The sequence below is a fragment of the Meiothermus taiwanensis WR-220 genome, assembly GCF_003568585.1.
GTDB classification, from domain to species: Bacteria; Deinococcota; Deinococci; order Deinococcales; family Thermaceae; genus Meiothermus; species Meiothermus taiwanensis.
Window position 1 is genome coordinate 1787455 of sequence record NZ_CP021130.1, and the last position, 24551, is coordinate 1812005.

Consider the following 24551-nt stretch of genomic DNA (forward strand, 5'->3'; position numbering starts at 1 on the left):
ATGGCTCAAGAGCAGAATGCCGCCCCCCGGCGCCCGCTTGGTACGCGGATCATCAACTACTTTCGCGAAGCCCGCGCCGAGCTTGCCCGCGTCACCTGGCCTAGCCGTCAAGAGGTCATCGAGTCCACGCAGGTCATCCTGGTATTTGCTGTCGTGGCAATGGTTGTGCTGGGCTTAATCGATACCATCTTCCGCTTCATCACGGTGCGCTTACCCTAATGCGTTGGTGCCAGCTATGAGCATTGAATGGTATGCCGTCCACACCTATGTTGGCCACGAGGAAAAGGTCAAGCACAACCTCGAGCAACGGGTGAAAGTTCTCGGTATGCAGGACAAGATCTTCCAGGTCTTGATCCCAACCGAGGAGGTTGTGGAGCACCGCGAGGGCGGTAAGAAGGAAGTGGTGCGCCGTAAACTTTACCCGGGCTACATCTACGTGCTGGTGGATTTAGGCGATACCCCCGGTGAGGTGAATGAGGCCTGGGAAGTGGTGCGCAACACCCCTGGTGTCACGGGTTTTGTTGGCACCGCAACCCATCCAGTGCCCCTCACCCCAGATGAGGTACAGCACCTCCTGGAGATTGCCGGTTTGGCTGGGAAAAAAGAAACCCCCAAGCCCCAGGTTACCTTCAAAGAAGGCGATGTGGTGCGGGTGGTTTCGGGCCCTTTTGCCGAATTTACCGGCGTAGTAAGCGAGGTCAACCTCGAGCGCCAAAAGGTCAAGGTGCTGGTCTCTATATTTGGACGCGAAACCCCAGTCGAGCTGGAGTTTTCGCAGGTCGTTCGCGCTTAGGTACGAGTTAATTCCAACGGCTTATCGCGGCTAGCAAGAAACCCCTGCTACCCGCTGTGAGCAGCGCGCAAGCGCTCAGGCGATACCACCACGAAGTTCGTGGGAGCCATCCCCGCAGTCTGCGGGTTAATGCAAAGGAGGAAGAACAATGAAAAAGATTACCGCTGTGGTCAAACTGCAGCTCCCAGCCGGCAAGGCCACACCTGCGCCCCCAGTGGGCCCGGCGCTCGGCCAGCACGGCGCCAACATCATGGAGTTCGTGAAGCAGTTCAATGCGGCCAGCGCCAACATGGGCGACGCGATTGTGCCCGTTGAGATTACCATCTTCTCCGACCGCTCGTTCACCTTCATCACCAAGACCCCTCCGGCCTCCTACCTGATTCGCAAAGCAGCAGGCCTTGAAAAGGGGTCTGGTAAGAGCGGGCGCGAAAAGGTGGGCAAGCTCACCTGGGAGCAGTGCCTGCAGATCGCCAAGCAGAAGATGCCGGATATGAACGCTTTGGATTTGGAAGCCGCGGCCCGTCAAATTGCTGGCTCGGCCCGCTCGATGGGCGTGGAAGTGACGGGGGTGCCCAATGCCTAAGCGCGGGAAACGCTACCGGGCCTTGCTGGAAAAGGTAGACCTGAACAAGGTTTACTCCATTGAAGAGGCCGCCGCCCTGATCCCACAGATCAAGAGCGCCAAGTTCGACGAGACCGTTGAAGTGCACGTCAAGCTGGGCATCGACCCCAAGAAATCGGATCAAAACGTGCGTTCCACCGTGGCTCTGCCCCATGGTACGGGCCGCAGCGTGCGCGTGCTGGCGATTGCCAAGGGCGAGAAGATCGCTGAGGCCCAGGCTGCTGGTGCGGACATCGCCGCCGGAGAGGAAATTATCCAGGAAATCCTGGACGGCCGATCCGACTTCGATGCGGTGGTGGCCACCCCTGATGTGATGGGCGCGGTCGGCTCCAAACTTGGTCGCATTCTGGGCCCGAAGGGCCTGCTGCCCAACCCCAAAGCCGGCACGGTGGGCTTCAATATCGGTGAGATGGTGCGCGAAATTAAGGCAGGCCGGATCGAGTTCCGCAACGACAAAACCGGTGTGGTACACGGCCCCGTGGGCAAAGCCAGCTTCGCCCCCGAAAAAATTGCTGAGAACGTGCGGGCTTTCATCAAAGCCGTTGAAAGCGCCAAGCCCGACAGCGCCAAGGGTACCTACCTGCGCTCGATTTACCTCACCACCACCATGGGGCCCAGCATCAAGGTAAGCACCAGCACGGGCCATCAATCTTAACGCCACCGATCGTCAAAAGCTCCCTGCAAAGGGGGCTTTTCTTTATACACCGAAAAATGCAGGGACTGTACATGCGCCTGGGGGGCTACTATCTTTGTAAAGTCGGTATGCCTCCAGTCAAGGCCATCCATCCAGTTGAACCCCAGGAAAAGACCCTATGACCCCCGTGCGCGCCCTATCGCTGAGCCTCGTGGTTGCAGGGGTGGTATTTGGTTTGAAATGGCTGGCCTATACCATCACCGGTTCTGTGGCCCTGTACTCCGATGCGCTGGAGTCGATCGTTAATATTGTGGCGGCCGGAACCGCCCTGGTGGCTGTGCTGGTTTCGCGCCGCCCTGCTGACAGCAACCACCCTTTTGGACACACCAAGGCCGAATACTTCTCGGCGGTCTTGGAGGGGGTGTTGATTGTACTGGCGGCCCTGGCTATTGTGCGCGAAGCCTGGCCCAAACTGTTTATGCCGCAACCGGTTGAAGGCCTGGGCGCAGGGCTGCTGGTTTCTTTGGGGGCTTCAGGGATTAACGCCGCGCTGGGTTGGTTCCTGGTTCGCAGCGGCCGCAAGGCCCGTTCACCGGCTGTGGTGGCCGATGGGCGGCACATTCTGGCCGATGTGCTGACCTCGGTGGGGGTGCTGCTGGGGGTTGGGCTGGCCTGGTTGAGCGGCTGGTGGGTTTTGGATCCTTTACTGGCTATTGCGGTGGCTATGAACATCCTGTGGGTGGGCTGGCGGCTGGTGCGCGACTCGGTTGGGGGTCTGATGGATGAGTCGGTTTCGGAGCTCGAGCTTCGCAATATCCGCAACGCTCTACACGAGGCCCTCGAGGGGCTGGCCGCCGAAGGCAAGGTATTGGAGATTCACGATCTGCGCACCCGCCGGGCCGGGCCGCGCACCTTTGTGGAATTTCACCTGGTTGTACCGGGCCAGACCACGGTGGAACAAGCTCATCAGATATGCGACCGGCTCGAGGGCACCTTACAGACCAGCCTTGATGGGGTCACCACCACCATCCACGTAGAGCCCGACCACAAGGCCAAGCACACAACCTTCAGAATCGGTTAAACCCAAAACAAGCCTGCGCATTCTGGTCGGTTATTTGCTCCATCTGCTCGAGGCTCAGTTCTCGAAGCTCGGCCAGTTTAGCCAGCGTAAACCGGACAAGCGCAGGGTGGTTGCGCCGTCCCCGGAAAGGCTCAGGGGGTAGAAAAGGCGCATCGGTTTCAACAAGCAGGCGCTCGAGCGGAATCTGCCGCGCTGCCTCGCGCAAGGTTGTGTTTTTCTTATAGGTCAAGGGCCCAGCCAAGCCGAAATAGGCCCCGAGTTCCAGGCCCACCTCAAGGAGGCGCGAATGCCCCGAGAAAGCGTGCAGGACAAACCTCGACGGCCGGTTGTGCAGCAGCCAGCCGGCCAGTTCCTGCTCGGCCAGGCCATCCTCCCGGCTGCGCACGTGAAAGATCAGCGGTAAGCCCTGCGCAGCCGCCAGGTGGTGCTGAAAATCCAAGGCTCGATACTGGGCCTGGCGGGTCTCGGGTGTCCAGTAGAAGTCCAGGCCGGTCTCACCGATGGCCCGCACCTTTGGATGCTGGGCCAGGTGTTGCAGGTCGGCCTCGAGCGCCGGCGAAAGAAGCTGGGCCTCGGTAGGGTGCAGGCCCACAGCGGCCCAGATATGAGGATGGGCCTCGGCCAAGGCCAGGGCCTTGCGGTTGCGCTCAGGGTTCGTACCTATAGTAAGGATGGCCCTGAAGTCGCTCGAGGCCTCGAGGGCCGCCTGGGCCTCCTGCGGTTCCATGAAGTCTAGGTGACAATGGGTATCGGTCATGTTCTGCCCTGCCGAGGCCCAGTTTACGCCCTGGACTACAGCCTAAGAAGCCACGCGCTGTCTAAACTGGCCTTATGCGTTGGCGGCTGATGGTTGCAGTGCTGGCCCTGGCTGGCTGTCTACCCTCCTTACAGGCCTTCGACCCCGACCGCTTGCCCACACCCGATAACTGGGGCCCTCACAACGCACCCCTGGAATGGTGGTACGTTTCTGGCTACCTGCCCAAGGAGGGTCTGGCCTTTCACTGGGCGCTCTTTAAGGCCTATGTACCGCAAAACTGGCAGATTGGCCCCATCAAACCGGCCATCTTTTTCCCCGGCCCCTACCACGCCGCGCACCTCGCCATTACCGACCTGCGCAGCAATCAAAAAATCTTTGACGAGCGCTTCGACTTTCGCACCGACCGGCCCTGGGGTGATAGCCTTGTGCAGTTTCCACCCCTGCGGCTCGAGCAGGGCGACTGGAGGCTGGTGCAGCAAGGCTCGACCTACCATCTCACAGCCGGGCCCATCCAGGTGCGCCTGATCCCGCTCAAACCCGCCGTGGTGCACCCACCGGGCTACTCGGGCACCCCCGAAACCGGGCGGATGTACTACGTGTCGTTTACCCGCATGGCCCTAGAAGGCATCATAGCTGGGCGATCCGTACGCGGTGAAGCCTGGATGGACCATCAGTGGGGCGACCAGATGGGCAGCCAAGGTGGCAATCCTGCCGGTTTGGGGGCTTTGTGGGACTGGTTTGGTCTGCACCTTTCCAACGGGGTCGATTTGATGCTGTATCGGGTAAAGAATAGCAAAGGGGAGGTGGTTCAGCTCGCAGCCACCGCGGTGGATGCTCAAGGACAGGCGCAGGTGCTTAAGAACCTGCGGATGACCCCTCTGGAAGACTGGGTCTCGCCAAGCGGGCGCAGCTATAGCCTGGTCTGGCAGGTTGAAGCCGAAGGCCTGAACCTCCGCCTCGAGGCCTTGCGCAAAGACCAGGAGCTCCTCACAGCCTCAACCCGGGTGGCCTACTGGGAAGGCCCGGTGGCCGGTAGCGGCACCTGGCAAGGGCAGGGCGTTTTGGCTAAAGGCATGGGTGAGTTTGTGGCCGGCCCCTACAATCCCCCGAACGATCCCTTTGGGCCCTTCCCTGGATCAGGCCGCTAGGGCAAAAGAAAGCCCCCAGCCGTAGCTGGGGGCTGGGATACACAGAAAGCTACTTGAGTTCGACCTTGGCGCCGGCGTCCTCGAGCTGCTTCTTGATCTTCTCGGCCTCCTCTTTAGAGACGCCTTCCTTAACGGGGCCACCCTGCTCGGCCAGATCCTTGGCTTCCTTAAGGCCCAGGCCGGTAATGGCCCGCAGCTCCTTAATAACGTTGAGCTTCTGGGCGCCGGCATCTTTTAGGATCACGTCAAACTCGGTCTTTTCTTCAGCAGCGGGTGCAGCCGCCCCGGCCGCAGCCCCGGGCACAGCCACGGCCACCGGTGCAGCCGCGGTTACACCCCACTCTTCCTTGAGTTCGTCGATAAGTTGCTTGAGCTCCAGTACGGTTGCGCTGGAAAGTTGAGCCTTGATTGCAGCGATATCGAGTGCCATTTTTTTCCTCCTGCTGATGGGTCGGAAACGACCCGATGGCCTACGCGGCCTCTAATTTCTGTACCTGGGCTTCCAAGATGCCCACCAACTCCTGCGCCTTTGCCCCCAGCACACCCACGAAATTGGACATCGTGGCGGACAGCACGCCGACCAGCTCGGCTTGCAGTTCCTTTTGGCTGGGAAGATCGGCCAGGGCCTCTACCTGCTGGCCCGTGAGGGCCTGCCCCGAGAGCACACCCGCTTTGAGCACGGGAATGCCTTTATCGTTCGTCTTGGCGAACTCCTTGAGGGCCTTGGCCACCGCAGCGGGGTCAGAGAAAACCACCACCGCTGAGGGGCCGCTCAGGCCATCGACCTCCGGCAAGCCCAGATCGCGGATGGCCTTGCGGATAAGGGTGTTTTTGGCAACGATCATCTCGCCACCCTTTTCCCGCACCGCCTTGCGCAGCTTACCGGTCGGCCCTGCCTCGAGCCCTTGGTAGTTCACCACGAAGAACGAGCCAGCCGCGCCCTTTAAGGCAGCGGTAAGCGCCTCGAGGTTTTCGATGTTGCGCTTGCTAGGCAAAGTTCCTCCTGGTTGGGGTATCGCCAAGCGGCGGGCTTCCCAAGCCACAGACCGCCCGTGCACACCCCAGGCTTGACTTTGGGACTAGGGAGATCCCAACGTTTTACCACGAAAACGCTTCCCTAAGAGCGCCTCGGCGACATAATTAAGGCTTTGCCCGTCGCTGTCTTTGGCTGCCTCCACGGTCTGTGCGACCAAGGAAGGGCACCAAAAAAGGAGTATACATATGTAGCCCCTTCACGGCAAGGGGTGGGGTGTTAGCGCGCGTGGAAATCGGCGCACAGACCAGCACATCGCAAAGACCAAGTCCGGCAAACTGCTAGAATAAAGCCCAATGAACGACGTCTGGGATATGCTACATGAGCCTTTCCCGCCAGAGGAGATGCAATGGCGGGTGGAAGCCTTGTCTAAAGACAAGCGTAAGGCCCTGGTAGTTCCATTTGTAAACCACTCAGCCCTGCTGGATCGCCTCGATGAGGTAGTAGGCCCCCAGGGCTGGCAGGATAGCTATGAGGTGCTTCAAGCCCAACCAAACTCGTATGCGGTCAAGTGCCGACTGACCATCCTGGACACTTCCAAAGAAGATCTTGGCGAGGGCGATAGCCTCAAGGCTGCGTTCGCCGAGGCCTTGGTGCGGGTCGCCAGGAAATTTGGCATAGGCCGGCGCCATGCACAACTTGAGCAGCAGTGGGTTGACTACGACCCCAGCACCGGGCAATTTAGCCCCCCCAGCGCAGAGGCCCCCACCCAGCCACCTCAACCCAGCCGACACAAAAACATCCCCAGCAACGAGGGTAAGCCCGAGCCGCAAGAGCTGATCGATCGCCTGCTCGAGCGGCTCAAACAAGCCGGTCTGGGCAAGCAGGCTGCACAAATCGTGGTGAAATACGGGGGGTATGGCAAACACCCCGAGGAAACCCGTAAACTTTACGGCGAGCTCCGGGCTTTGCTAAAAAGTCAGGCTTCATGAGCAAAGGATTGCTGTGATCAAGGTTATAGCGATAGGAGACTTACACGCCGACTTTCCTAAGTTGTGGCGGGCCTTGCGGAACTCTTATGCCGTTGGCGAAGACTGGCTACCTTCTGACCCCCTGCAGCGGGGTACTTACCGCGTGGTGCTGATGGGTGATCTGGTACACCCAAAACTCCTGGCCGACTACCGACGGCTGACCGGCCTGGAGGACTACGATCCCAACAACCCCGACCACCTACGCACGGCTGCCAAAGCGCAGATTCGAGAGCTGATGCGCATCAAGCGCTTCCAGGAGGCCGCCCCCGATCACGTCACCATCCTGCTGGGCAACCACGATCACGCCGCGGTCACAGGTGATCTGGTGCTGGGCAATGCCCACCTCGAGCACAGGGAGTTTCACCCCGAGCTGGGGGGTGTGGAACTCCCGGAGGAACTCAAACACTGGATCCAGTCCTTTCCCACTCAAATTAACCTCTATGGGGTCAATTTCGCCCACGTAGGGCCGGTGCCCTGGCTGCAGACCTACGACGAGATGTTCTACAACGGGCGTGAGGCCAAGGAGTGGTGGCTGAGCAACGCCGACTACGTGGAGCGGATGGGCTACCGTTTTGGCGTATACGGCCACACTGTGATGAAAAACGGCATCCTCATCAAGGATAAATTGGCCTTGATCGACGCACTCGATCATAACCAGTACCTTGAACTGATTCTCGACGAGGATAGGCTGGACTGGGAAATAGTGGAGATTCCCCCAGCAGGAGCACAGCTCTACTAGCCGCGCCGTATGTGAGCAAGCAATGCACCCTCCCTCCCGCCCCTTATCGCCAACCGTGAATCTTGCATCGCCCAAGGTTGTGCGGGACTTGCTGCAGCGCTACGGACTGAAAGCCGACAAGCGATTTGGGCAGAATTTCCTGGTAGAACGCTCCTATCTACAGCAAATCGTAGGGGCTGTAGGGATCACACCGGGCGAAACGGTGGTTGAGGTTGGGCCGGGCCTGGGCACCCTGACCCGGGCCCTGGTCGAGGCCGGGGCCCGGGTGGTGAGCATCGAGATGGATCGCCGGCTCGAGGCCGTCTACACCGAAACCCTGGCAGGGCTACCGGTGCAGATTATCTGGGCGGACGCCCTCAGCTTCGACTGGAGCAGCCTACCCCCTCAAAGTTTGTTCGCAGGCAACCTGCCCTATAACATCGCCACCCCCCTCATCACCGAGCTACTGCTATCTGGGCGGTTTCGCCGGATTGTGGCCCTGGTGCAGAAGGAAGTGGCCTTGCGTATGGTGGCCCGGCCCGCCACGCCCGAGTACGGCCTGCTCTCTCTGCGGGTTCAGTACCACGCGGCGGCCCGGCGCATAGTGGATGTACCCCCCGGCGCCTTCTTCCCCCCACCCAAGGTAACAAGCTCGGTTATCTGCTTACAGCCCAACGGCAGGCCCGATCACCCAGGGCTTTTTCGCTTGATTGAGGCGGCCTTTGCTCAGCGGCGAAAAACCCTGGTCAACGCTCTTAGGGCCGCGGGCTATCCCCCCGAACAGGTAAAACGTGGGCTCGAGGCCATGGGCCTTCCTGCCGACGTGCGCGCTGAGGCCCTTGCTTTGCAGCAATTTGAACAAATGCTGGCTTTCGTGGTGTAATCTATGCTTGTTAGCGATTTCTCATAGGCTTCGCTTAAGCTACTACACATCGGTTCAGGATGCCGTTAGACTGTGGTAAATCCTGTAATTGGGAGCCAAAGGCTGGGAGGCCGTGATGCGGTTTTTTGTCGTAGGTGACGTATCAGTTGACCTAATCTACTTTCTCGAGCGAATCCCCGAGCCGGGTGAGGAGGTTCCGGCACAGCGCGCCCTTATGAAGCCCGGTGGCGCGGGGGGTACTTTAGCAGCCCACTTAGCCAGTCTGGGCAACAAAGTCTATCTGGCCAGCCGGGTGGGCGATGATCCTTTTCGCAGCGTGGCCCTATCGCAACTCGAAAAGGTTAAGGTCGACCTTAAATACCTGCAAACCGACACCGAACAGACCACCTCTTCGATTCTGATTCTGTTAACTCCTGGCGGCGAACGCTCCATGATCTCGGCAGGGGGTGCCAGCCGCTACCTGGATGCCGCCGAGTTTAAACCCAGGATGCTCGACTCGATCGATGCGGTGGTCTTCTCGGCTTACGCGTTTGTGGGTGGGCCACAGCGTCAGTACGCAATTAACGTGCTGGATGCGGCACGCAAGCGTGAGCTGCCCATCTTCGCCGATCTGGGCACCGGGGCGGTGCGGGCTGCCGGTAAGGAGTTGCTGGACATTTTACGCGGGGTTCCTTATCTGCTGATGAACCAGGTAGAGCTGTTGGCCCTGACAGGTGCCACATCCATCAGTTACGGGGTGAATGCCCTGAAAACCTGGGGCCTCGAGACGGTGGTGGTCAAGGTAGGGGCCATGGGCTCTATTGTGATCACCCCCACCCGACAGGAGCTGATTGAACCCTACCCCCTCGAGGAGGTGGTGGATACCACCGGCTCGGGCGATGCCTTCACCGCCACCTTCGCCCACGCCATCCTGCAAGGCAAAGACCCTTTTACCGCCGCCCGCCTGGGCAACCTGGCCGGCTCGCTGGCCGCCACCGCTATAGGTGGGCAGGGTCGCCTGATAACCGAGGAAGATCTTTTGCAAGCCCGGTAGGCTGGCCCCGTCGCCAGTAGCCCAGGTTACAGCCGGCTGGCAAAATACCGCCGGATGGCCTCGAGCAGCAAAAGCCCTGCCTCACCGCTTTTTTCCGGGTGGAACTGGGGGGCCACCAGGTTATCCTGGGCATAAAGCGCAGTAAAGCGGGTGCCGCTGTAGTCGGTGATGCCCACGCTCCCCTCCACCAGCGGGGCGAAGTAAGAGTGCACAAAGTAGAAATAGCGGCCCGACAGGTGCTGGAAGTGGGCGCTGTACTCCACCGTGTTCCACCCCATCTGCGGCACCCGCGCCGCCCGGAAACGGGCCAGCCGGCCCCGCACCAGGCCCAGCCCAGCGGTCTCGGGGGCTTCCTCGGAGCCTTCAAACAGGATCTGCATACCCACACAGATGCCCAAAAAAGGCTTGCCTGCAGCAATGTGCTCCCGCACCCCCTCCTCGAAGCCGGAGGCCCGGAAGGAGCGCATGACCTGCCCAAAATGGCCCTGTCCCGGCAACACCAGCAGGTCGTGGGCGGCCACCTGGCGGGGATCGTCCGAGACCGTGACCCGGTAGCCCGTGGCTTGCAGGGCCTTGGCAGCACTGTGCAGGTTGCCCGAAGCGTAGTCGATCAGGAGGGTCTTCATGGCGCTATAGCACTTCCTTGGTGCTGGGCAGGTCGGGCCGGGTGAGGCGGGTGGCCTGGTAGAGGGCCCGGGCCAGGGCTTTGAAGGCGGCCTCGAGCACGTGGTGGGCTTCCCGGCCGGCCAGGAGCCGCAGGTGCAGGGTGAGCCCCGCATGGTTGCAAAGCCCGCGCAAAAACTCCCGCAGGTGGTAGGCATTGAGGCCCCCCGCGCTCCCTTCGATGCCCAGCTCCTCGGGTGCAAAGGCCAGGTGGCTGCGCCCGGACAGATCCAGCACCACCTGCACCAGGGTTTCGTCCATGGGCACGCTGGCCTCGCCGTAGCGTTCGATCCCCCGGCCCTCCCCCAGTGCTTGCCGGAGGGCCATCCCCAGCACGATGCCCACATCCTCCACCAGGTGGTGCACATCCACGGCCAGGTCGCCCGTGGCTTTGACCTCGAGCCCCAGGCGCCCGTGCCGCTGCAAAGCCAGAAGCATGTGATCCAGAAAGCCCAGCCCGGTGGAGATCTCTCCACCCGAGGCCGCATCGAGGTTCAGGCTGAGGCGGATCTGGGTCTCGGCGGTGCGGCGTTCGACGGTGGCGCTACGCATGGGGCACCTCGATCAGGGAAAAGGCGGCTTCCAGGAAGCGCTGGTTCTCCTGGGGCGTGCCCACCGAGACCCGGATGCACCCCTCGAGGCCCGGATAGTGATCCTGCCGCCGCACCAGGATGCCCTGGCGCAGCAGCCCCTGGTAGGCCGCCGCCGCATCGGGGGTGCGGATTAGAAGGAAGTTGGTCTGGCTTTCGTAAACCCGCCAGGTGGGGTGCTTTTGCAGGGCCCGAAAGAGCTTTTCCCGCTCGGCTACCAGGGTCTGCACAATCCCCTGGACATAGCCGGGCACCTCCAGCACCGTCAGGAGAAGCTGGGCGGTGTGGGCCGGCAGGCCAAAAGGCGGGACGAAGTTCTGCACCACGTTGCATACCTCCGGCGAGGCCAGCAGGTAGCCGGCCCGAATCCCCCCCAGGCCCCAGGCTTTGGAGAAGGTGCGCAGAATAGCCACATGAGGGTTGATTTTAGCCAGCGGCGAGTAATCGGTGCCCGAAAACTGGTGGTAGGCCTCGTCGATCACCAAGAGCCAGCCCGTCCGGGCGGCCTTGTCGGCCAGAAGATGGATCTCTGCTTCGGCAAACAGCCGGGCCGTAGGGGCGTGGGGGTTGGGCAGAAACAGCACACCCGGAGGGGCGTCCATGGCCTCGAGCAGCGCCTGGGTCGGCAGGGAGAAGCCGCTCTCAAGTGGAACTGCCTGATAGGGCGTGGCTGAAATTTGGGCGGAAAAGGCATAGTGCGGAAACGAAGGCGCGGTATCCAGTACCGCATTGGAAGCCTGCACCAAAGCTTGAATGAGCAGGTTGGAGCCCGGCGCAACCACCAGCCCTTCCATGGGCCAGCTCAGCCAGGCGGCCAGCTTCTCCCGCACATCCTCGGCGTGCAGATGGGGGTAGCGGTTGAAATCCAGGCCCTGCCAACGCGCCAAAACCCGCTGCTTGAGCTCGGCGGGCAGGTCGTAGGGGCTCTCGTTCTGGTCGAGCTTGATGGGGGCTTCTACCTTTTTGTAGGGGTAGCTGGGCAGTCCCTGTAAATGGGGCTTGAAGGCCTTCACCCCCCGATTCTCGGAACTCGCGGGCCGAACGTCAAGGGTGGGCGCAACCGTGAACCCTGTGCCAATGCAGGCAGGGCAGGTTCTTTAGGCTATGGCCATGCGAATCGGGATGGTGTGTTATCCGGGCCTGGGCGGGAGCGGCATTGTGGCCTCGGAGCTGGCCGACCGGCTGGCCCGCCGGGGGCATCGGGTGTATCTGTTTGCTACCGAGCTGCCCATGCGTCTGCCGGAAGGGAGCCCGGTGCAGTTTGTTGCGGTAGACGTACCCAATTACCCGGTCTTCCCTGCCCCCCTCTACACCCTGGCGCTGGCGGGGGCGCTCGAGCGGGCCATCCGGCAGGAGGGTTTGGAGCTGATCCACACCCACTACGCCATCCCCCACGCGGTAGCCGCCGAGCTGGCCGCCGAGGGCCGCATTCCACTGGTACACACCCTGCACGGCACCGACGTCACCCTGCTGGGCATAGACCCCGCCTACCAGACCCTTACCGCCCGGGCCCTGCAGAAAGCCGCCGCCGTGACCGCCGTCTCCCATAACCTGGCCCAGCAAGCCCAGCGCACCTTCGGGGTGCGCCCCCAGGTTATCTACAACGCCGTGGACACCCAACGCTTCCGGCCCAACCTCGAGGCCCGGCGCTATTACGCAGCCCCAGACGAGTTTCTCCTGGTGCACGCTTCCAACTTCCGGGCGGTTAAGCGCGTGGGCGATATCGTGCACGTCTTCGCCAAAATTCGCCAGAAGCTAAGGGCCCGGCTGGTCTTGGTGGGCACCGGGCCGGAGCGGGCCGAGGCCCTCTCCATTGCCCATAGCCTGGGGGTGGACGACAGCGTGACCTCGCTGGCTACCGCCAAAAACCCCGAGGCCATCATCGGTGCGGCCGATGTGTTCCTGCTGGCTTCAGAATACGAGGGGTTCGGCCAGTCGGGCCTCGAGGCCCTGGCCTGCGGGGTGCCGGTGGTAGCCACCCGGGTGGGCGGGGTTCCCGAATGGCTCACCCCCGAGGTGGGCCGATTGGTGGAGTTTGGCGATCTGGAGGCCTTTGCACAGGCGGTGGTAGACCTGCTCACCTCGCCCCAGCTCGAGCAAATGCGCTTAGCAGCCCGAAACCACGCCCAGGCTCATTTCAACCCGGAGCTGATCACCGATCAGTACGAAGCGCTTTATACCAGATTCGGTTAGTTCGCTGTCTTCCGGCGGCAACCCAACCCAACCGAGGTTATCCGCGTAGCGGAACCCCTTGGAAGGGCGTGCTCTAGGATGCAAAAAGATGGCCTCTGGCAGTCTTTTCTTTGGATGATATCCGGTCGCCTGGCCCAGCAGCACGGCCTCGAGGCCGCCGGCTTTGCGTCCTTCACCGCCAAAGGATTCAAGCCGATGGAAGGGAGCAGAAAAGCCCGCCGGCTTGACCATCTCCCTTGACATTCTGCATATGGTAGTCTCACGGCTATAGAGATAATTGCTCAAAGCTCGAGCTGTCCAGAAGGAGGTTGGTATGTTGGAGGGATTCAAGAAATTCATCTTCCGTGGGAACGTGATCGACCTGGCCGTGGGCGTGATCATCGGCGGTGCCTTTGGAGCCATCGTTAACTCGCTGGTAGCTGATATCCTCACCCCCCTGATCGGCATGATCTTTGGGACTCCGGACTTCTCGGGTCTCAAGCTGGGCGCACTAAACATTGGCAAGTTCGTCAACGCTGTGGTGAGTTTCTTGATGGTGGGTTTTGCACTGTATTTCTTCGTGGTTACACCCATGAACAAACTGCAAGAGATCTCCAGGAAAAAAGAACCGGAGGCGGCCCCTGCCAGCCCACCCGAAGAGATTATCCTGCTGCGGGAGATTCGTGATGCGCTGAGGCGGTGAAGCCGCCCTCAGCCATCTCCGACGGTACCAGAGGGAGGTCTTTACCCAAGACAGCCACAGGGCCGCATTGGTTATATCTTCATACAACCGAGTAATATAGTGTGGTTGGGCTGAATAGGCGTATCGCCATCACACACGGTTTTGAGAGGTTATAGAGGTTGGGCTGTTGAAAGGTCGCGTGTCCTGTCAGAAAAGCACTGCCCGCGGGCTCGAGGTCAGTAGGCTGTGAGCATCGCCATACTGCGCCGGGGTTTATTGCTGGGGCTGGTCGTACTGGGCCTGCTCCTGGCCACCGTTACCCGACAGTCGGCCCCTACCCTGCCGGGGGAGTTTGCTGCGCGCATCGCGCCGGTGTTTGGTTTTTCCTTTCGGCTGGGCCAGAACACCCGGGCCAGCCTGAACGCCATCTTTGACCGACGCGACCTGCGGGCTGAGCTACGCCGCATGCAGGCCGAGCTGCAACAACTGCGACAAGAAAACCAGCGCCTAACCCTGGAAAACCGTCGGCTCCAGGCCACCCTGCGGGTGCAGGCAGTTCAGGGCCTGGGGGTGGTGGCGGTTGCACCGGTCATTGACGAAGACCCCTCGGGGTTGTACCAGAGGTTATTCCTGGGGGCTGGATCGGCCCAGGGGCTCCGGGTGGGCATGCCAGTAACCACTGCCAGCGGGTTGGTAGGGGTCATCACCGAGGTCACCCCCAACCAGGCTGTTGTACGCACCATTCTCGACCCCGAGTCGAGGGTGGGGGTTCGACTGGCCAACGCCCCAGGCCGGGGCATTGCCTACGGGGCCCCGCCCCGCATGCTACGGGTTGAGATCGCCCCCGAGGCCAATGTCAAACCCGGTGACACCGTGGTTTCCGGGGCCATCCAGGGCCTTTACCCCGCCGGTATTACCGTGGGCACCGTTGAGCAGGTGCTCCCACTGGCACCTGGGGCGCTCAAAAAGGTGTTGATGGTACGGCCCGCCGTTCAGCTATCGCTTTTGGAAGAAGTGCAGGTGCTGCGACCACTATGATGAGGGGTTGGCCTCGAGCCGGCCTGCATACCCTGCCTCGGCCCCTTTGACCTTATATGCGACTGGTTCTGCTCATCGTCCTCGCCTTCTTACTGCAAGGTTTTGTATCCGGGTTACTGGGTGACAGCCTCCCACCGCCCGACCTGATTTACCTGGCCACACTATTGATGGCCGCCTCGGTCTCGCCCTTCCTGGGGCTGCCGCTGGCCTTCTCGGTGGGCCTGTTGCAAGACCTGCTCTCGGCGGGCTACCCTGGGCTGCACGCGGTGGGGTTGTTGCTGGCCGCATACGCCTACTACCGGCTGTCACGCCTGGTGCACTGGGACGAGCTGGCCGGGCAGGCGGTCATCCTTGGCGGCAGCTTTGTGGCCAAGTGGCTGGGGCTTCTGCTGGTGGCGCTGTGGCTGCGGATGGGGGGGTTCAACCCTCTCACCCTCTGGTCGGTTATCGTACCGGAGATGCTGATGACCTTGCTCATTGCACCTTTGGTACTCCGGGTTTACCAGCAGCTTTTTGCAAGTCATGGCAGGTAGGGGGTGGCGTGAACAGCCGTATCTGGATTCTGCTGGTTTTTTTTACCTTATGCTGGCGCTGTTTGCAGCCCGGCTATGGCAGCTCCAGGTGATGCAGTACGAGCAGTACGCCACCCGCAGCCAGGGCAACTACCTGCGCACCGAAACCACCCTGGCCCCAAGGGGGCGCATCCTCGACCGGAACGGTCGGGTCATCGCCACCAACCGGCTGGCGGTAGATCTGCTGTACCTGGGGGGCGAGGTGTTGTTCAAAGATCGCATCCTGGCCCTGACCGGGCTCAAAGCGCTGCCCAAGGTGGGGCACGAGCCTGTGGAACTAATGGTCAACATACCCGAGGCGCTGGTACCCACCCTGGCCGAGCTGGTCGCAGGCGAGCCCAATCTGAAGTTGCTCGAGCGCATTGAGCGCGTCTACCCAAATCCAATAGCCGGGCCGGTCATCGGTTATACGGCCCTGCCCAGCCCGGAGCAACTCAAGGAAGGTTACGACCCAGAAGAACTGGTAGGCGCCGCTGGCCTCGAGGCCGCCCTGGAGCACCAGCTAAGGGGTATCAAGGGGGTGGTGCTGGCCGAGGTAAATGCTAGGGGCCAGCGGGTGCGCTTCGAGGAGATCCGGGAACCCCAGGCCGGCACCGATGTCTACCTCACCCTGGATCTGGGCCTGCAGCAGGCAGCCGAACAGGCCTTACGGGAGGCCGTGGTTGACATCAACCGCATCCGTCAGCGCAACGGCCTGCCTTTGGTGAGCCGGGCCAAAGGCGCCATTGTGGCGGTTGATCCGCGCAACGGCGAGGTTTTAGCCATGGCCACGGCACCGGCCTTCGACCCCAACCTCTTTGGTCGCAGGCCGCGCCCGAACGATAAAATCCGCGAACTCTTCAGCGACAAAGATCGTCCTACGCTCAACCGTGCGGTGAACGCCTATCCACCCGGCTCCACCTATAAACTAGTGAGCTCGAGCATGGCTTTAGAAAGCGGCTATGTTACGGCCAGCACAACCTTTCGCTGCAGTCCCTACATCGTTTACGGCGGAATTCGGCGCAACTGGGCCCGCTTCGATATGGGCATGATGACCGTTCAGGAGGCCATCGCCCAGAGCTGCAACACCTGGTACTACCAGGTGGCCATGCTCGACCCCATCGGCATGGTGGACAAGCTGCACAAGCGGGCCCTGGAGCTCGGTGTGGGCCGACCCACGGGGCTGGAAATCGGCGAGCAAAACGGAATTGTCCCCTCCATCGCCTGGAAAAAACAGAACCTTCCCAAAGACCCGCGCTGGTGGCCCGGTGAGACCCTCTCCATCATGATCGGACAGGGCTACAATAAGGCCACACCGGTACAGATCGCCCGAATGCTGGCTACCATCGCCCAGAACGGTCGGCAGCCCGAGCTGCACCTGGTGCGCCGCATCGGCAATCAGGAAATTCGCCGTCCTAGTAGCCTGGTTTCCGGGCGTTACTGGCGCGAGCTGCAGGAGGGAATGCGCAAGACCGTAACCTGGGGCACTGCGCGGCACGTACTGGGGAATTTTCCAGTAGCCACCGCAGGCAAAACCGGCACCGCCCAGAACGAAACCCTGACCCCGGGCCTCGAGCACGCCTGGTATATGGGCTATGGGCCGGTTGACCCATCCGACCCCCGCCCTCCGCTGGTGGTGGTGGCTTTCTTCGAAAACGGCGGCGAGGGCAGCGGGGTGGCCCTTCCGGCGGCCCAGAAGGTAATGGCCGCTTACTGGAAGGTGGGGCAGCCCCTGGTGGATCAGTAGCGGGCAGGAGGGGTTGAGGGCCGCCTTTCCGCTATCACCTTACCCGGTGGCCGCCCGGTGCAGACGCGCACCCCTCGAGAACGGCATCCGCGGGCTGGGCAAGGCCCAATCGGTCAAGCACCAGCGCGGCCACCCGTTCGCCACCCATGGCCACAGCCGGCACCGACTGCCCTGGGAAGATGCTCTCCCCCACCCGCCAGAGGTTGGGGAAGGGGGTTTTCGGGCTGGAGGTGCGAAGCGGGTGCACCTGGGGGTAGCCCCCCACCCAGCCGTCCTGGCGCCGGGTGTAGAACTGGTAGGTGCGCGGGGTGGCCCCCAGCAGGCAGAGCGCCGACTCTCTGAACCCCGGTATCAACCGCTCCACCTGGCGCACCATGCGCTCCTGCCAGGCCATCTTCTGTGAGCGATAGGCCTCCTCGGAAAGCCCGCGCCAGTCGGCCAGCCGGGTGTGCGCCGAGGCCGAGAGCACCCGCACACCGGGTGGGGCCCGCCGGGTATCGCCCGGGTCGGACAGGCTCAGGAAGACCCACTCGCCCTCACCGGCCCACTGCCGGTAAAGCGCCCCCGGCGGAACCGCCGCCTCGGGAATGGCGGCGTGCAGCATAAAAGCCCCCCAGGCATCGGCGGGCGGGGCCTGGTGGGCCGCACCGGGCAGCAAGGCCATCAGGTCGCCAGGGGTAAGGTTGGCCACGAAAAGGTCGGCCTCGAGCCTTTCGCGCTCCCCCCGCCGACGTCCGCCCAAAACCACCTCAACCGCCTCCACCCGCCCGTTTCTAGCCTGCAAGCGCTCCGCGCGGTGCCGGTACAGCACCCGCCCTCCACGCCGCACCACCGCCTGGGCTAGGGTCTCGGCGATAACCCCCATCCCGCCCAGAGGCATGGCCGGCCCACGGTGGGGCAGATCCAGTGCGGCGGCGCCAAACAGGGCATAGGTGTGCCCTGCATCGGTCTGGGAGGCAATCAGCAGCTGGGCGTCCAGAAAGCGCCGGAAGCCCGGATGGGCCGGTGCATGCGCCAGGGTGGGCCGCACCAGATCGGCCAGGAGACCCAGCAGATCAGCCCGGTGTACCAGCGCCCAGGACAACCCCCGCTGGGCCAGACTGAGGCATTCCTTTACGTCGGCCGGGGGAAAGGGCAGGCCCGGGGCCAGCCTCCACAGGGCCAGGGCCCGCTTTTCCTGCCATCGCCAGAAACCCTCCACACCCCGGCCAAACACCGCCCGCTGGGCTTCCAGTTCGAAGGCCCGGCCCACCGGGCGGGCCACCACCCCCCCATCGGGCAGCCAGACCTCCATCAGGGCTTCGCCCGGCGCGAGACGGCGCACGGGAAAATGCACCCCCAGCCGCCGCTCCAGCCGGGTAAAAACCCCCTCTTCGTCGAAGCCGGCTAGAAGGGTCGCCCCGGCGTCGAAGCGGAACCCTCGATGCCAGAAGGTGCCGGCCGAGCCCCCAGGGTAGGTGTGGTGCTCCAGAACGGTGACCTCGAGGCCCGCCCGGGCCAGCAAGGCCGCTACGGTCAAACCCCCCACCCCGGCCCCAATGACCACAACCCGCATATAAACCCAGGCGACCCTAGACCTACCTCTTTAGCTGACGAACGTAGGCCAGCACCACATCGGCATCGCGGAAGGCGTTCACATTGCGCCATATACGCTCGACACGGCCCTGGGGGTTTACCAGTATGGTGTCGCGGTTGTAAAAGCCGAACAGCCCTCCGACCTTGAAAAGCCGGGCCAGGCGACCGTCCTGATCGGGCAGCATAGCCCCCTTGAGCGCCATCTGTTCGATAAACGCGCACTGATCGGCCGCGGGGTCGGCGCTCACACCGAAAATTTCCACGCCGAGCTTTTCGAACTCGCCGTACAGTTCAGCGTAGCGCTTGCCCTGGGCGGTGCAGCCGGGTGAGCTGGCCTTGGGGTAAAACCAGAACAGCAGGTACCTGCCCGCCCTGGCCGTGGCCGCCAGATCGACGGGCTTGCCGTAGGCATCCCGCACTTTGGGCAAATCCACCGGGTCACCCGGCGAGAGGGCCAGCACCGGGGTCAGTACCAGGAGTATCCACCAGAAGCGCCGCATGGTTTAAAGTTTGCCGGTAGGGTCTTTTGTTGGCTGTAAGCCAGGCTTCACCTCGAGGGGGTCTCCCCTACCGCTCACCTGCTTGAGGTAGTCCAGCACCACCTGGGCATCGCGAAAAGGGTTGACGTTGCGCCAGACCTGCTCAACCTTGCCCTGTGGATTGATTAGGATGGTATCGCGGTTGTACAGACCCAGCAAAGCCCCCAAGCCCCAAAAGCCCCCCACCCCAAAGGCCTGCCCCAGCCGGCCCGATCGGTCGGGGATCAGACCGCCCTCGAGCGCCAGCTTGTCCATAAAAGCGCACTGCTCCGAGGCAGAATCGGCGCTTACGCCGAAAACCTCGGCACCAAGCTGCTGAAAAGCCTCGCGCAGCATGGCATACTGCCGGCCCTGGGCTGTACAGCCTGGGGAGTTGGATTTGGGATAAAACCACAGCACGATGTAGCGCCCTTGTTGCACCAACTCAGCCAGATCCACGGTTCGCCCCAGCGCGTCCTGTACCTGAAGGAGCGGGGCTGGATCGCCCGGTTTCAGTTTCATGCAATTAGTATCGGCTCTGAGCCCAACCCCGGCTGTGGGGCCGACCCCAATCACCCCGGCGTCCGGCCTTAACCTCCAAAACTACACCCCCCGAACCGAGCCGCTCACGGGCGCTCCGCTGGGGGCGTGTAGGGTGTTGTGCCAGATGGCAATGCCCCGCAGCGGCGCGTACACCTCGAGGCTGGGCAAGGCCTGGCCTCCCAGCTTGATGCGGTGGATTTTAGTGCCGCCCCGGCGAATGGCGTAGATGGTATCGTCCAACACCACCATCTCCACCTGGCTGTTGGCATCCTCGCCCTCCGCAAGCGGCAGTGGCAGTGAGAACAAGACCTCACCCTCGAGGGAGAGCTTGCGGATTTTTTGGCTATCCACGTCGTAGATCAAAAGTTCCTCCTGTGGGGTCAGGCCGAGCCCACCCAGCAGGCGCAGCTCCTGCGATTCGCGGCTCTTGCGGAAGGCGTAGCGTGATATGTACTGCCCTTTGTGGTCGAGGCGCTGTATCTGGCGATTGCCGTAGTCAAGGACAAAGATGTAATTCTGGCTAGCCAGAATCGCCCTGGGCGACTCGTAGGTGCCCCGACCCGGCCCCGACCCGCCAAAGCGGGCCACAGGGTTTCCCTCGAGGTCAAAACGGGTAATGGTGCAGGCCTCGCCGTCCAGCACCAAAAGCCCATCCGGCAGGGTGGCGAGTGAAACCGGATAGAGCAGCTCCCCCAGCTTCATGCCATAAGGCCCTACCGAGTGGGTGATCTCACCCTCCACGTCGAAGCGGTGCAGCAGCCGCACGGCCCCACCGCCATACTCGAACAAGCTAATCCAGACCCCCCCCTGCTGATCCACGGCCAAGGCCAGGGGTGGGGAGGGAAACATTCCCCGTCCACTGCCCACCCCGCTCCACATCCGCATCAGGGTGCCGTTCAGATCCATCAGCCGCAGGGTGCCCTTCTTGGTCTCAACCGCCAGGGCAAGGTAGGTGGGCGCGGTGAGGCCGGGGTCTTCATCCCAGTTTCCGCGCAACACATCGAGCACCGCCTCCAGACCGGGGCGTTTCTCGGGGTCTTTTTCCAGCATACGGTACACCAGGTCGGAGAGCACCTGGGGGATCTCGGGGTTGACCTGCTTGGGTGGGGCAGGCATCTGGGTGATCTGCTGGTGGATAACCGCCTCATAGGCCCCCTGAAAGGGCGGCTGGCCGCACAGGGCCTCGTAGAAGACCACCCCCAGGCTGTAAATGTCGGACTTGTGATCAATCCGCTGACCTTTAGCCTGCTCAGGGCTCATGTACACCGGGGTTCCGATGCGGGCGCCGGTAATGGTGAGGCGGGTCAACACCTTACCGGCCGCAATGCCGAAATCCATCAAGCGCACCCCTCGAGGGTCCACACTGCCATCATCGCGCAGTGCATTCTTGAGCACCATGATGTTGCCGGGCTTGATATCGCGGTGGATGATGCCCTGGGCGTGGATGTGCTGAAGGGCCTCGGCCACCCGGCTCATAATCTGCACAACGCTCTTGGTGGAAAGGCGCTTGTTTTCGATGAGCCGATCAAGCCCCTCACCATCGAGAAATTCCATAGCGATGTAGTGGGTATCACCCTGGTTGCCATGGTCGTAAACCTTAACGATGCCGGGGTGATCGAGGTGGGCCAGCAGCTCTGCCTCGCGGTGGAAGCGCCGCACAAAGCGGGGATCGCCCACGTATTTCTCCTGGGGAATTTTGAGGGCCACCAGGCGGCCGTCTTTTTTATTTCGGGCCTTGTAAACGGTGGCCATTCCCCCTATACCAACTTTCTCCTGGATCTCATATAAAGCCTCGAGGCCGGTAACGCTGTTACCCGTCGAGATCTTTGGGTTGTTTTTGGTTTTAGCAGCTCGAGGGGCGGGTTTGGGCCGGGGTGCGAAGCCGGAACGCGACCTGGGAACCCACATCGCCCCTAAGCCCAGCAACAAGGCCACCCCCAGCACCAAAGGCTCAGCACCCAGGGCCGCCAAACCCCCGAGCATCAGGATTAGCAAAACCAGCATGGGCCAGGTTCGCCCGAGGCGTAGCATCAGGGCCGTGGAAATAGCGACCAAAAGTAAAGCCAGCAGGTAACTCATCTGAACCTCGCCGCCACCACTGTGATGTTGTCCGTACCCCCCCGCATCAGCGCCTTAGCCACCCAGCTCTCGAGGGCCGATTGCAGGTCGCCCGTGATGATCCACTCTTCGGGGGGCACCAAACCATATAAACCATCGGTCGCCAGCACCAGCACCTCACCCGGCGCAAAATTGACCGAGAAAATATCGTGCTTAACATCGGAAAGCCCCAGGGCCTGGGTGAGCATATGCTTCCAGGGGTGCTCTTCTGCCTGCTCAGCGCTCAACACCCCCTGACGCACCTGCTGGGCCACCCAGGAGTGATCCTGGGTGAGAAGAGTCCAGCGGCCCGAAGAGTATCGGTAAGCCCGGGTATCCCCCACATGCCCGATCACCGCCTGGCGGTTCCATTCGGTAAGCATCACCGCGGTCAGGGTAGTACCCATGCCCTTGCGCGATGGTACCCGCTCACCTTCCTGCAAAATTCGCCTCTGGGAGAGCTTGAAGGCCTTGTCCATAACCAGGCTAAGCCCCACCCCAGGCCGGCCCGTGGCAGTGTGCTCGGCGTACGACTTGACCGCCGAGCTAACCCCTTCGATCGCCAGCTTGCTGGCTAGCTCGCCGGCCTCGGCCCCCCCCATACCATCGGCCACAGCCAGCAGCACCAGGTTGCCAGCCGGGGTCGGATATATGGCTACGCGGTGAAAGTCCTCGTTGTTCCGACGACGCCGACCAATGTTGGATTCTGTGGCAATTTCGAGCCGCGCCAATCGCATGACACCTTATAATACCGTCTGAATGAAGGTAGGCTTGGTTGAATTACTCGAGCTTTATGAGTACAAGGTAGACGACCTTGTTGCAGGCAACGAACCCAAAGGGGGTATGGCCGGCCTTGCCCGTTTACGCCAAGCCCTGATTCAGTCCAACCTATCCGGCCCCCTAGCCAAAAAGTTTCGCGATATTGACAGTCGCTTCAAGGCCTACCGCCCCGGCTATAAAACCGCCGTAGACGAAAGCAGCGCCCCCGATTTAAGCGCGATTTTGCTCGAGGACGAAGGGGTTGCGTTCAGCCCTGAACGGGAAGCCCTGGACAAACTGACCGAGGCTGTGTACTGGAGCCGACTCGACCGCGACCTGCTTCGCATTGCCAAAACACTCAACCACGGCAAGCGCGATGAGCTGCGCATGGCATATGCCATCCTGCAGAACTTAGAGGCCTACTCCAAAACCCCCCTCTTTTCTCAGGACTACAACCTCTCGCGCTTCACGCTTTCCCACCCCATCCCCGGCGTTTCGGACCCCCGGGTTCACCTCGAGGATCCCTCCATTGCCAAAGATCTTCTGCTGGAGCTGTTTCGTGAGGCCTTTGCTCTTCCCCGCAAACTCAAGCTTCAGCCGGAAGAAACCGTGCCTTATATCCGGCGGTTTGCCCGGCGGGTGCTGGAAAGTGAAGGCGCACTGCGCACCAGCACGCGGGGGCCAAGCCTCGAGACCCTGCGCCGGGCCCTCGAGGAGGCCCAGCGCCAGAACCTCAGCGTCGGGGAGATACGAGCCCTGGAGGAACGCTTGCACGCTGCTGCCGCCGAGGAACGGCGCCTATCGCTGGTTATAGAGGAGGATCGGGCCCGGTTCTCAGCCGCCATAGAACGCCTGACCGCCCTGCTCTCCCGCTACCTACCCAGCCCCATGGGCGAGGCCACCTGGCCTCAGGTGCCTCAAAAAATTCTGGGGAGCCAGCACCCTGAGTACGCGCTCGAGGCTGTTCCACGCGATGCTAAAGCGCTCACCCTGCGTCTTATGCCCCAGCGCTTCTTCTTCTGGAACCACGAAGTGAAGATTTCACAGGCGGGCAAAGTCTTTGGTATCGGCGTCGCCGAGCAGGAGCGCATCATCGAGGAGGATGCGGCCTTCAGCCTCACCCTACCCGATGCTGAGCTGCACGTCGTGCGTTATAAGGACTATCTCCACCTGCGCATTGGGCCCCGTGAAGCCGCCAGCATATCCAGCCTGCTGGCTGAAGGTCGCGTGCTGTCGTACCTGTTGTGGCCGGAGAATCACTACGCCTACTTGCGCCTGCTACGCGCCCTTTCCGCTCGGTTGAAAGGCGAGATAAACCACGCCCAGTTTGCTGCGGACTCGGCCAGTAAGTACAGCGAGGCGCCGATAGACAACCTCCAGGACTTCGCCCGCAAGGGCCTCGAGGTCGTCCGGGGCCGCATCGAGCGCTCCCCACAATGGGCCGCCCGTCTGGGCGAGGTTGCGCAGGCCCTGGGGCTCGAGCCCTATGCACAGGTGATACACCGCGAACTCAACGAGTGGCTGGGGTATAGCCCACCTTCCCGCGATACCCTAGGGGATTTGAGTTCCACCACCGTGGGCGACAGCCCCAGCACCATCAAGGCCGGCAACACGGTGCTTTCGCTGCGCTACCAAGACGGTCAGGTCTATGTTTCCTCGACCGGGTTGATACCCCGCAAACTACAAGACCTGCTGGTCTGGATGGTGCCCGAAGGCGGGTTGGTGCTGGCGCGCGAAGGGGCGCGGGTCGCATACGAACTGGTCTCCATCCACCCTATTGCAAAAAGCACGCCCTGAGCCCTGGCGGCTCTCGCAGCAAGCAGGCCGTACAGCACCCGAAATAAAAGTTGTGGTTGCCGATCCCAGCAGGGAACTGGGGGAAGCGGGGGTGCTGTTTATACGGATTCATCAGAGGCTAGCTTTATTGAATCCTAGAGCCCGCC

At 62.0% G+C, this 24551-nt stretch carries 27 protein-coding genes; 16 read left to right on the forward strand and 11 right to left on the reverse strand.

Features of this window, described 5'->3' with window-relative positions; genetic code table 11:
- The 5 genes from secE to MTAI_RS08875 all read left to right on the forward strand — a co-directional run bounded on the left by secE (position 1) and on the right by MTAI_RS08875 (position 3130).
- Positions 1 to 219, forward strand: a complete 219-nt coding sequence (gene secE, locus MTAI_RS08855) for a preprotein translocase subunit SecE (RefSeq protein ID WP_051349812.1) — start codon at positions 1 to 3, stop codon at positions 217 to 219.
- 16 nt (positions 220 to 235) lie between these two features.
- Entirely contained in the window at positions 236 to 793 is a 558-nt protein-coding gene (nusG, locus tag MTAI_RS08860) for a transcription termination/antitermination protein NusG (protein WP_027887730.1), read from the forward strand.
- A gap of 148 nt (positions 794 to 941) precedes the next feature.
- Positions 942 to 1376 carry a 50S ribosomal protein L11 gene (gene rplK / locus MTAI_RS08865; protein WP_027887731.1) on the forward strand — a complete coding sequence of 145 codons (435 nt, stop codon included), beginning with the start codon at positions 942 to 944 and terminating at the stop codon, positions 1374 to 1376.
- The gene (rplA, locus tag MTAI_RS08870; RefSeq protein WP_027887732.1) at positions 1369 to 2070 is read left to right on the forward strand and encodes a 50S ribosomal protein L1; all 702 of its coding nucleotides are present in this window, start codon (positions 1369 to 1371) and stop codon (positions 2068 to 2070) included. Before rplK ends, rplA begins: the two co-directional genes overlap by 8 nt.
- A 157-nt stretch (positions 2071 to 2227) precedes the next feature.
- Positions 2228 to 3130, forward strand: a complete 903-nt coding sequence (locus MTAI_RS08875; protein ID WP_027887733.1) for a cation diffusion facilitator family transporter — start codon at positions 2228 to 2230, stop codon at positions 3128 to 3130.
- Here MTAI_RS08875 and MTAI_RS08880 read toward each other — a convergent pair.
- Positions 3117 to 3887, reverse strand: a complete 771-nt coding sequence (locus tag MTAI_RS08880; RefSeq protein ID WP_027887734.1) for a TatD family hydrolase — start codon at positions 3885 to 3887, stop codon at positions 3117 to 3119. The two genes, MTAI_RS08875 and MTAI_RS08880, sit on opposite strands and share 14 nt — an antisense overlap.
- Before the next feature lie 74 nt (positions 3888 to 3961).
- Between MTAI_RS08880 and MTAI_RS08885 the strand changes: the two genes are divergently transcribed.
- Positions 3962 to 5035, forward strand: coding sequence for a lipocalin family protein (locus tag MTAI_RS08885; RefSeq protein WP_027887735.1), 1074 nt, complete (start codon positions 3962 to 3964; stop codon positions 5033 to 5035).
- Positions 5036 to 5084: 49 nt separating this feature from the next.
- On the opposite strand, the gene rplL is transcribed toward MTAI_RS08885, so the two are convergent.
- Positions 5085 to 5465, reverse strand: coding sequence for a 50S ribosomal protein L7/L12 (rplL, locus tag MTAI_RS08890; protein WP_013013457.1), 381 nt, complete (start codon positions 5463 to 5465; stop codon positions 5085 to 5087).
- A 40-nt stretch (positions 5466 to 5505) separates the two neighbouring features.
- Entirely contained in the window at positions 5506 to 6030 is a 525-nt protein-coding gene (rplJ, locus tag MTAI_RS08895; RefSeq protein WP_027887736.1) for a 50S ribosomal protein L10, read from the reverse strand.
- Positions 6031 to 6364: 334 nt separating this feature from the next.
- On the opposite strand from rplJ, the gene MTAI_RS08900 reads away from it, so the two are divergent.
- From MTAI_RS08900 to MTAI_RS08915, 4 genes are all read left to right on the forward strand, one after another.
- Positions 6365 to 7000, forward strand: a complete 636-nt coding sequence (locus MTAI_RS08900; RefSeq protein WP_027887737.1) for a Rad52/Rad22 family DNA repair protein — start codon at positions 6365 to 6367, stop codon at positions 6998 to 7000.
- Positions 7001 to 7016: 16 nt separating this feature from the next.
- A complete protein-coding gene (locus MTAI_RS08905; protein ID WP_027887738.1) occupies positions 7017 to 7778 on the forward strand; it encodes a metallophosphoesterase in 762 nt (253 codons plus the stop codon).
- A gap of 22 nt (positions 7779 to 7800) precedes the next feature.
- Entirely contained in the window at positions 7801 to 8640 is an 840-nt protein-coding gene (rsmA, locus tag MTAI_RS08910) for a 16S rRNA (adenine(1518)-N(6)/adenine(1519)-N(6))-dimethyltransferase RsmA (RefSeq protein ID WP_043982502.1), read from the forward strand.
- 115 nt (positions 8641 to 8755) lie between these two features.
- A complete protein-coding gene (locus MTAI_RS08915; protein ID WP_027887740.1) occupies positions 8756 to 9673 on the forward strand; it encodes a carbohydrate kinase family protein in 918 nt (305 codons plus the stop codon).
- A gap of 26 nt (positions 9674 to 9699) precedes the next feature.
- Here the strand turns inward: MTAI_RS08915 and hisH are convergent, their stop codons facing one another.
- From hisH to MTAI_RS08930, 3 genes are read right to left on the reverse strand one after another with little or no spacing between them, the layout of a single operon-like run.
- Positions 9700 to 10299 (reverse strand): imidazole glycerol phosphate synthase subunit HisH, encoded by a 600-nt coding sequence (hisH, locus tag MTAI_RS08920; RefSeq protein ID WP_027887741.1) that lies wholly within the window; start codon positions 10297 to 10299, stop codon positions 9700 to 9702.
- Positions 10300 to 10303: 4 nt separating this feature from the next.
- Positions 10304 to 10888 (reverse strand): imidazoleglycerol-phosphate dehydratase HisB, encoded by a 585-nt coding sequence (gene hisB, locus MTAI_RS08925; RefSeq protein WP_027887742.1) that lies wholly within the window; start codon positions 10886 to 10888, stop codon positions 10304 to 10306.
- The gene (locus tag MTAI_RS08930; protein ID WP_027887743.1) at positions 10881 to 11939 is read right to left on the reverse strand and encodes a pyridoxal phosphate-dependent aminotransferase; all 1059 of its coding nucleotides are present in this window, start codon (positions 11937 to 11939) and stop codon (positions 10881 to 10883) included. The genes hisB and MTAI_RS08930 overlap by 8 nt, the downstream gene beginning before the upstream one ends.
- A 97-nt stretch (positions 11940 to 12036) precedes the next feature.
- On the opposite strand from MTAI_RS08930, the gene bshA reads away from it, so the two are divergent.
- From bshA to MTAI_RS08955, 5 genes are all read left to right on the forward strand, one after another.
- Positions 12037 to 13119 carry an N-acetyl-alpha-D-glucosaminyl L-malate synthase BshA gene (gene bshA / locus MTAI_RS08935; RefSeq protein WP_081698373.1) on the forward strand — a complete coding sequence of 361 codons (1083 nt, stop codon included), beginning with the start codon at positions 12037 to 12039 and terminating at the stop codon, positions 13117 to 13119.
- A 313-nt stretch (positions 13120 to 13432) separates the two neighbouring features.
- A complete protein-coding gene (gene mscL, locus MTAI_RS08940; RefSeq protein WP_027887745.1) occupies positions 13433 to 13801 on the forward strand; it encodes a large conductance mechanosensitive channel protein MscL in 369 nt (122 codons plus the stop codon).
- Between the two features lie 225 nt (positions 13802 to 14026).
- Positions 14027 to 14818 carry a rod shape-determining protein MreC gene (gene mreC / locus MTAI_RS08945; RefSeq protein ID WP_027887746.1) on the forward strand — a complete coding sequence of 264 codons (792 nt, stop codon included), beginning with the start codon at positions 14027 to 14029 and terminating at the stop codon, positions 14816 to 14818.
- Positions 14819 to 14874: 56 nt separating this feature from the next.
- Complete coding sequence (mreD, locus tag MTAI_RS08950; protein ID WP_027887747.1) at positions 14875 to 15351, forward strand: rod shape-determining protein MreD; 477 nt, start codon at positions 14875 to 14877, stop codon at positions 15349 to 15351.
- Between the two features lie 49 nt (positions 15352 to 15400).
- Positions 15401 to 17116, forward strand: a complete 1716-nt coding sequence (locus tag MTAI_RS08955) for a penicillin-binding transpeptidase domain-containing protein (RefSeq protein WP_187388531.1) — start codon at positions 15401 to 15403, stop codon at positions 17114 to 17116.
- 34 nt (positions 17117 to 17150) lie between these two features.
- On the opposite strand, the gene MTAI_RS08960 is transcribed toward MTAI_RS08955, so the two are convergent.
- From MTAI_RS08960 to MTAI_RS08980, 5 genes are all read right to left on the reverse strand, one after another.
- Positions 17151 to 18671, reverse strand: coding sequence for a phytoene desaturase family protein (locus MTAI_RS08960; RefSeq protein WP_027887749.1), 1521 nt, complete (start codon positions 18669 to 18671; stop codon positions 17151 to 17153).
- A gap of 22 nt (positions 18672 to 18693) precedes the next feature.
- Positions 18694 to 19191, reverse strand: coding sequence for a peroxiredoxin (locus tag MTAI_RS08965; protein WP_027887750.1), 498 nt, complete (start codon positions 19189 to 19191; stop codon positions 18694 to 18696).
- A gap of 3 nt (positions 19192 to 19194) precedes the next feature.
- Positions 19195 to 19731, reverse strand: a complete 537-nt coding sequence (locus tag MTAI_RS08970) for a peroxiredoxin (protein ID WP_027887751.1) — start codon at positions 19729 to 19731, stop codon at positions 19195 to 19197.
- Positions 19732 to 19812: 81 nt separating this feature from the next.
- Positions 19813 to 21831 (reverse strand): protein kinase domain-containing protein, encoded by a 2019-nt coding sequence (locus MTAI_RS08975; protein ID WP_027887752.1) that lies wholly within the window; start codon positions 21829 to 21831, stop codon positions 19813 to 19815.
- The gene (locus MTAI_RS08980; RefSeq protein ID WP_027887753.1) at positions 21828 to 22586 is read right to left on the reverse strand and encodes a PP2C family protein-serine/threonine phosphatase; all 759 of its coding nucleotides are present in this window, start codon (positions 22584 to 22586) and stop codon (positions 21828 to 21830) included. The genes MTAI_RS08975 and MTAI_RS08980 overlap by 4 nt, the downstream gene beginning before the upstream one ends.
- Before the next feature lie 22 nt (positions 22587 to 22608).
- Here MTAI_RS08980 and MTAI_RS08985 point away from each other — a divergent pair, with 22 nt between their 5' ends.
- Positions 22609 to 24405 (forward strand): hypothetical protein, encoded by a 1797-nt coding sequence (locus tag MTAI_RS08985; RefSeq protein WP_027887754.1) that lies wholly within the window; start codon positions 22609 to 22611, stop codon positions 24403 to 24405.
- Positions 24406 to 24551 lie beyond the last annotated feature (146 nt).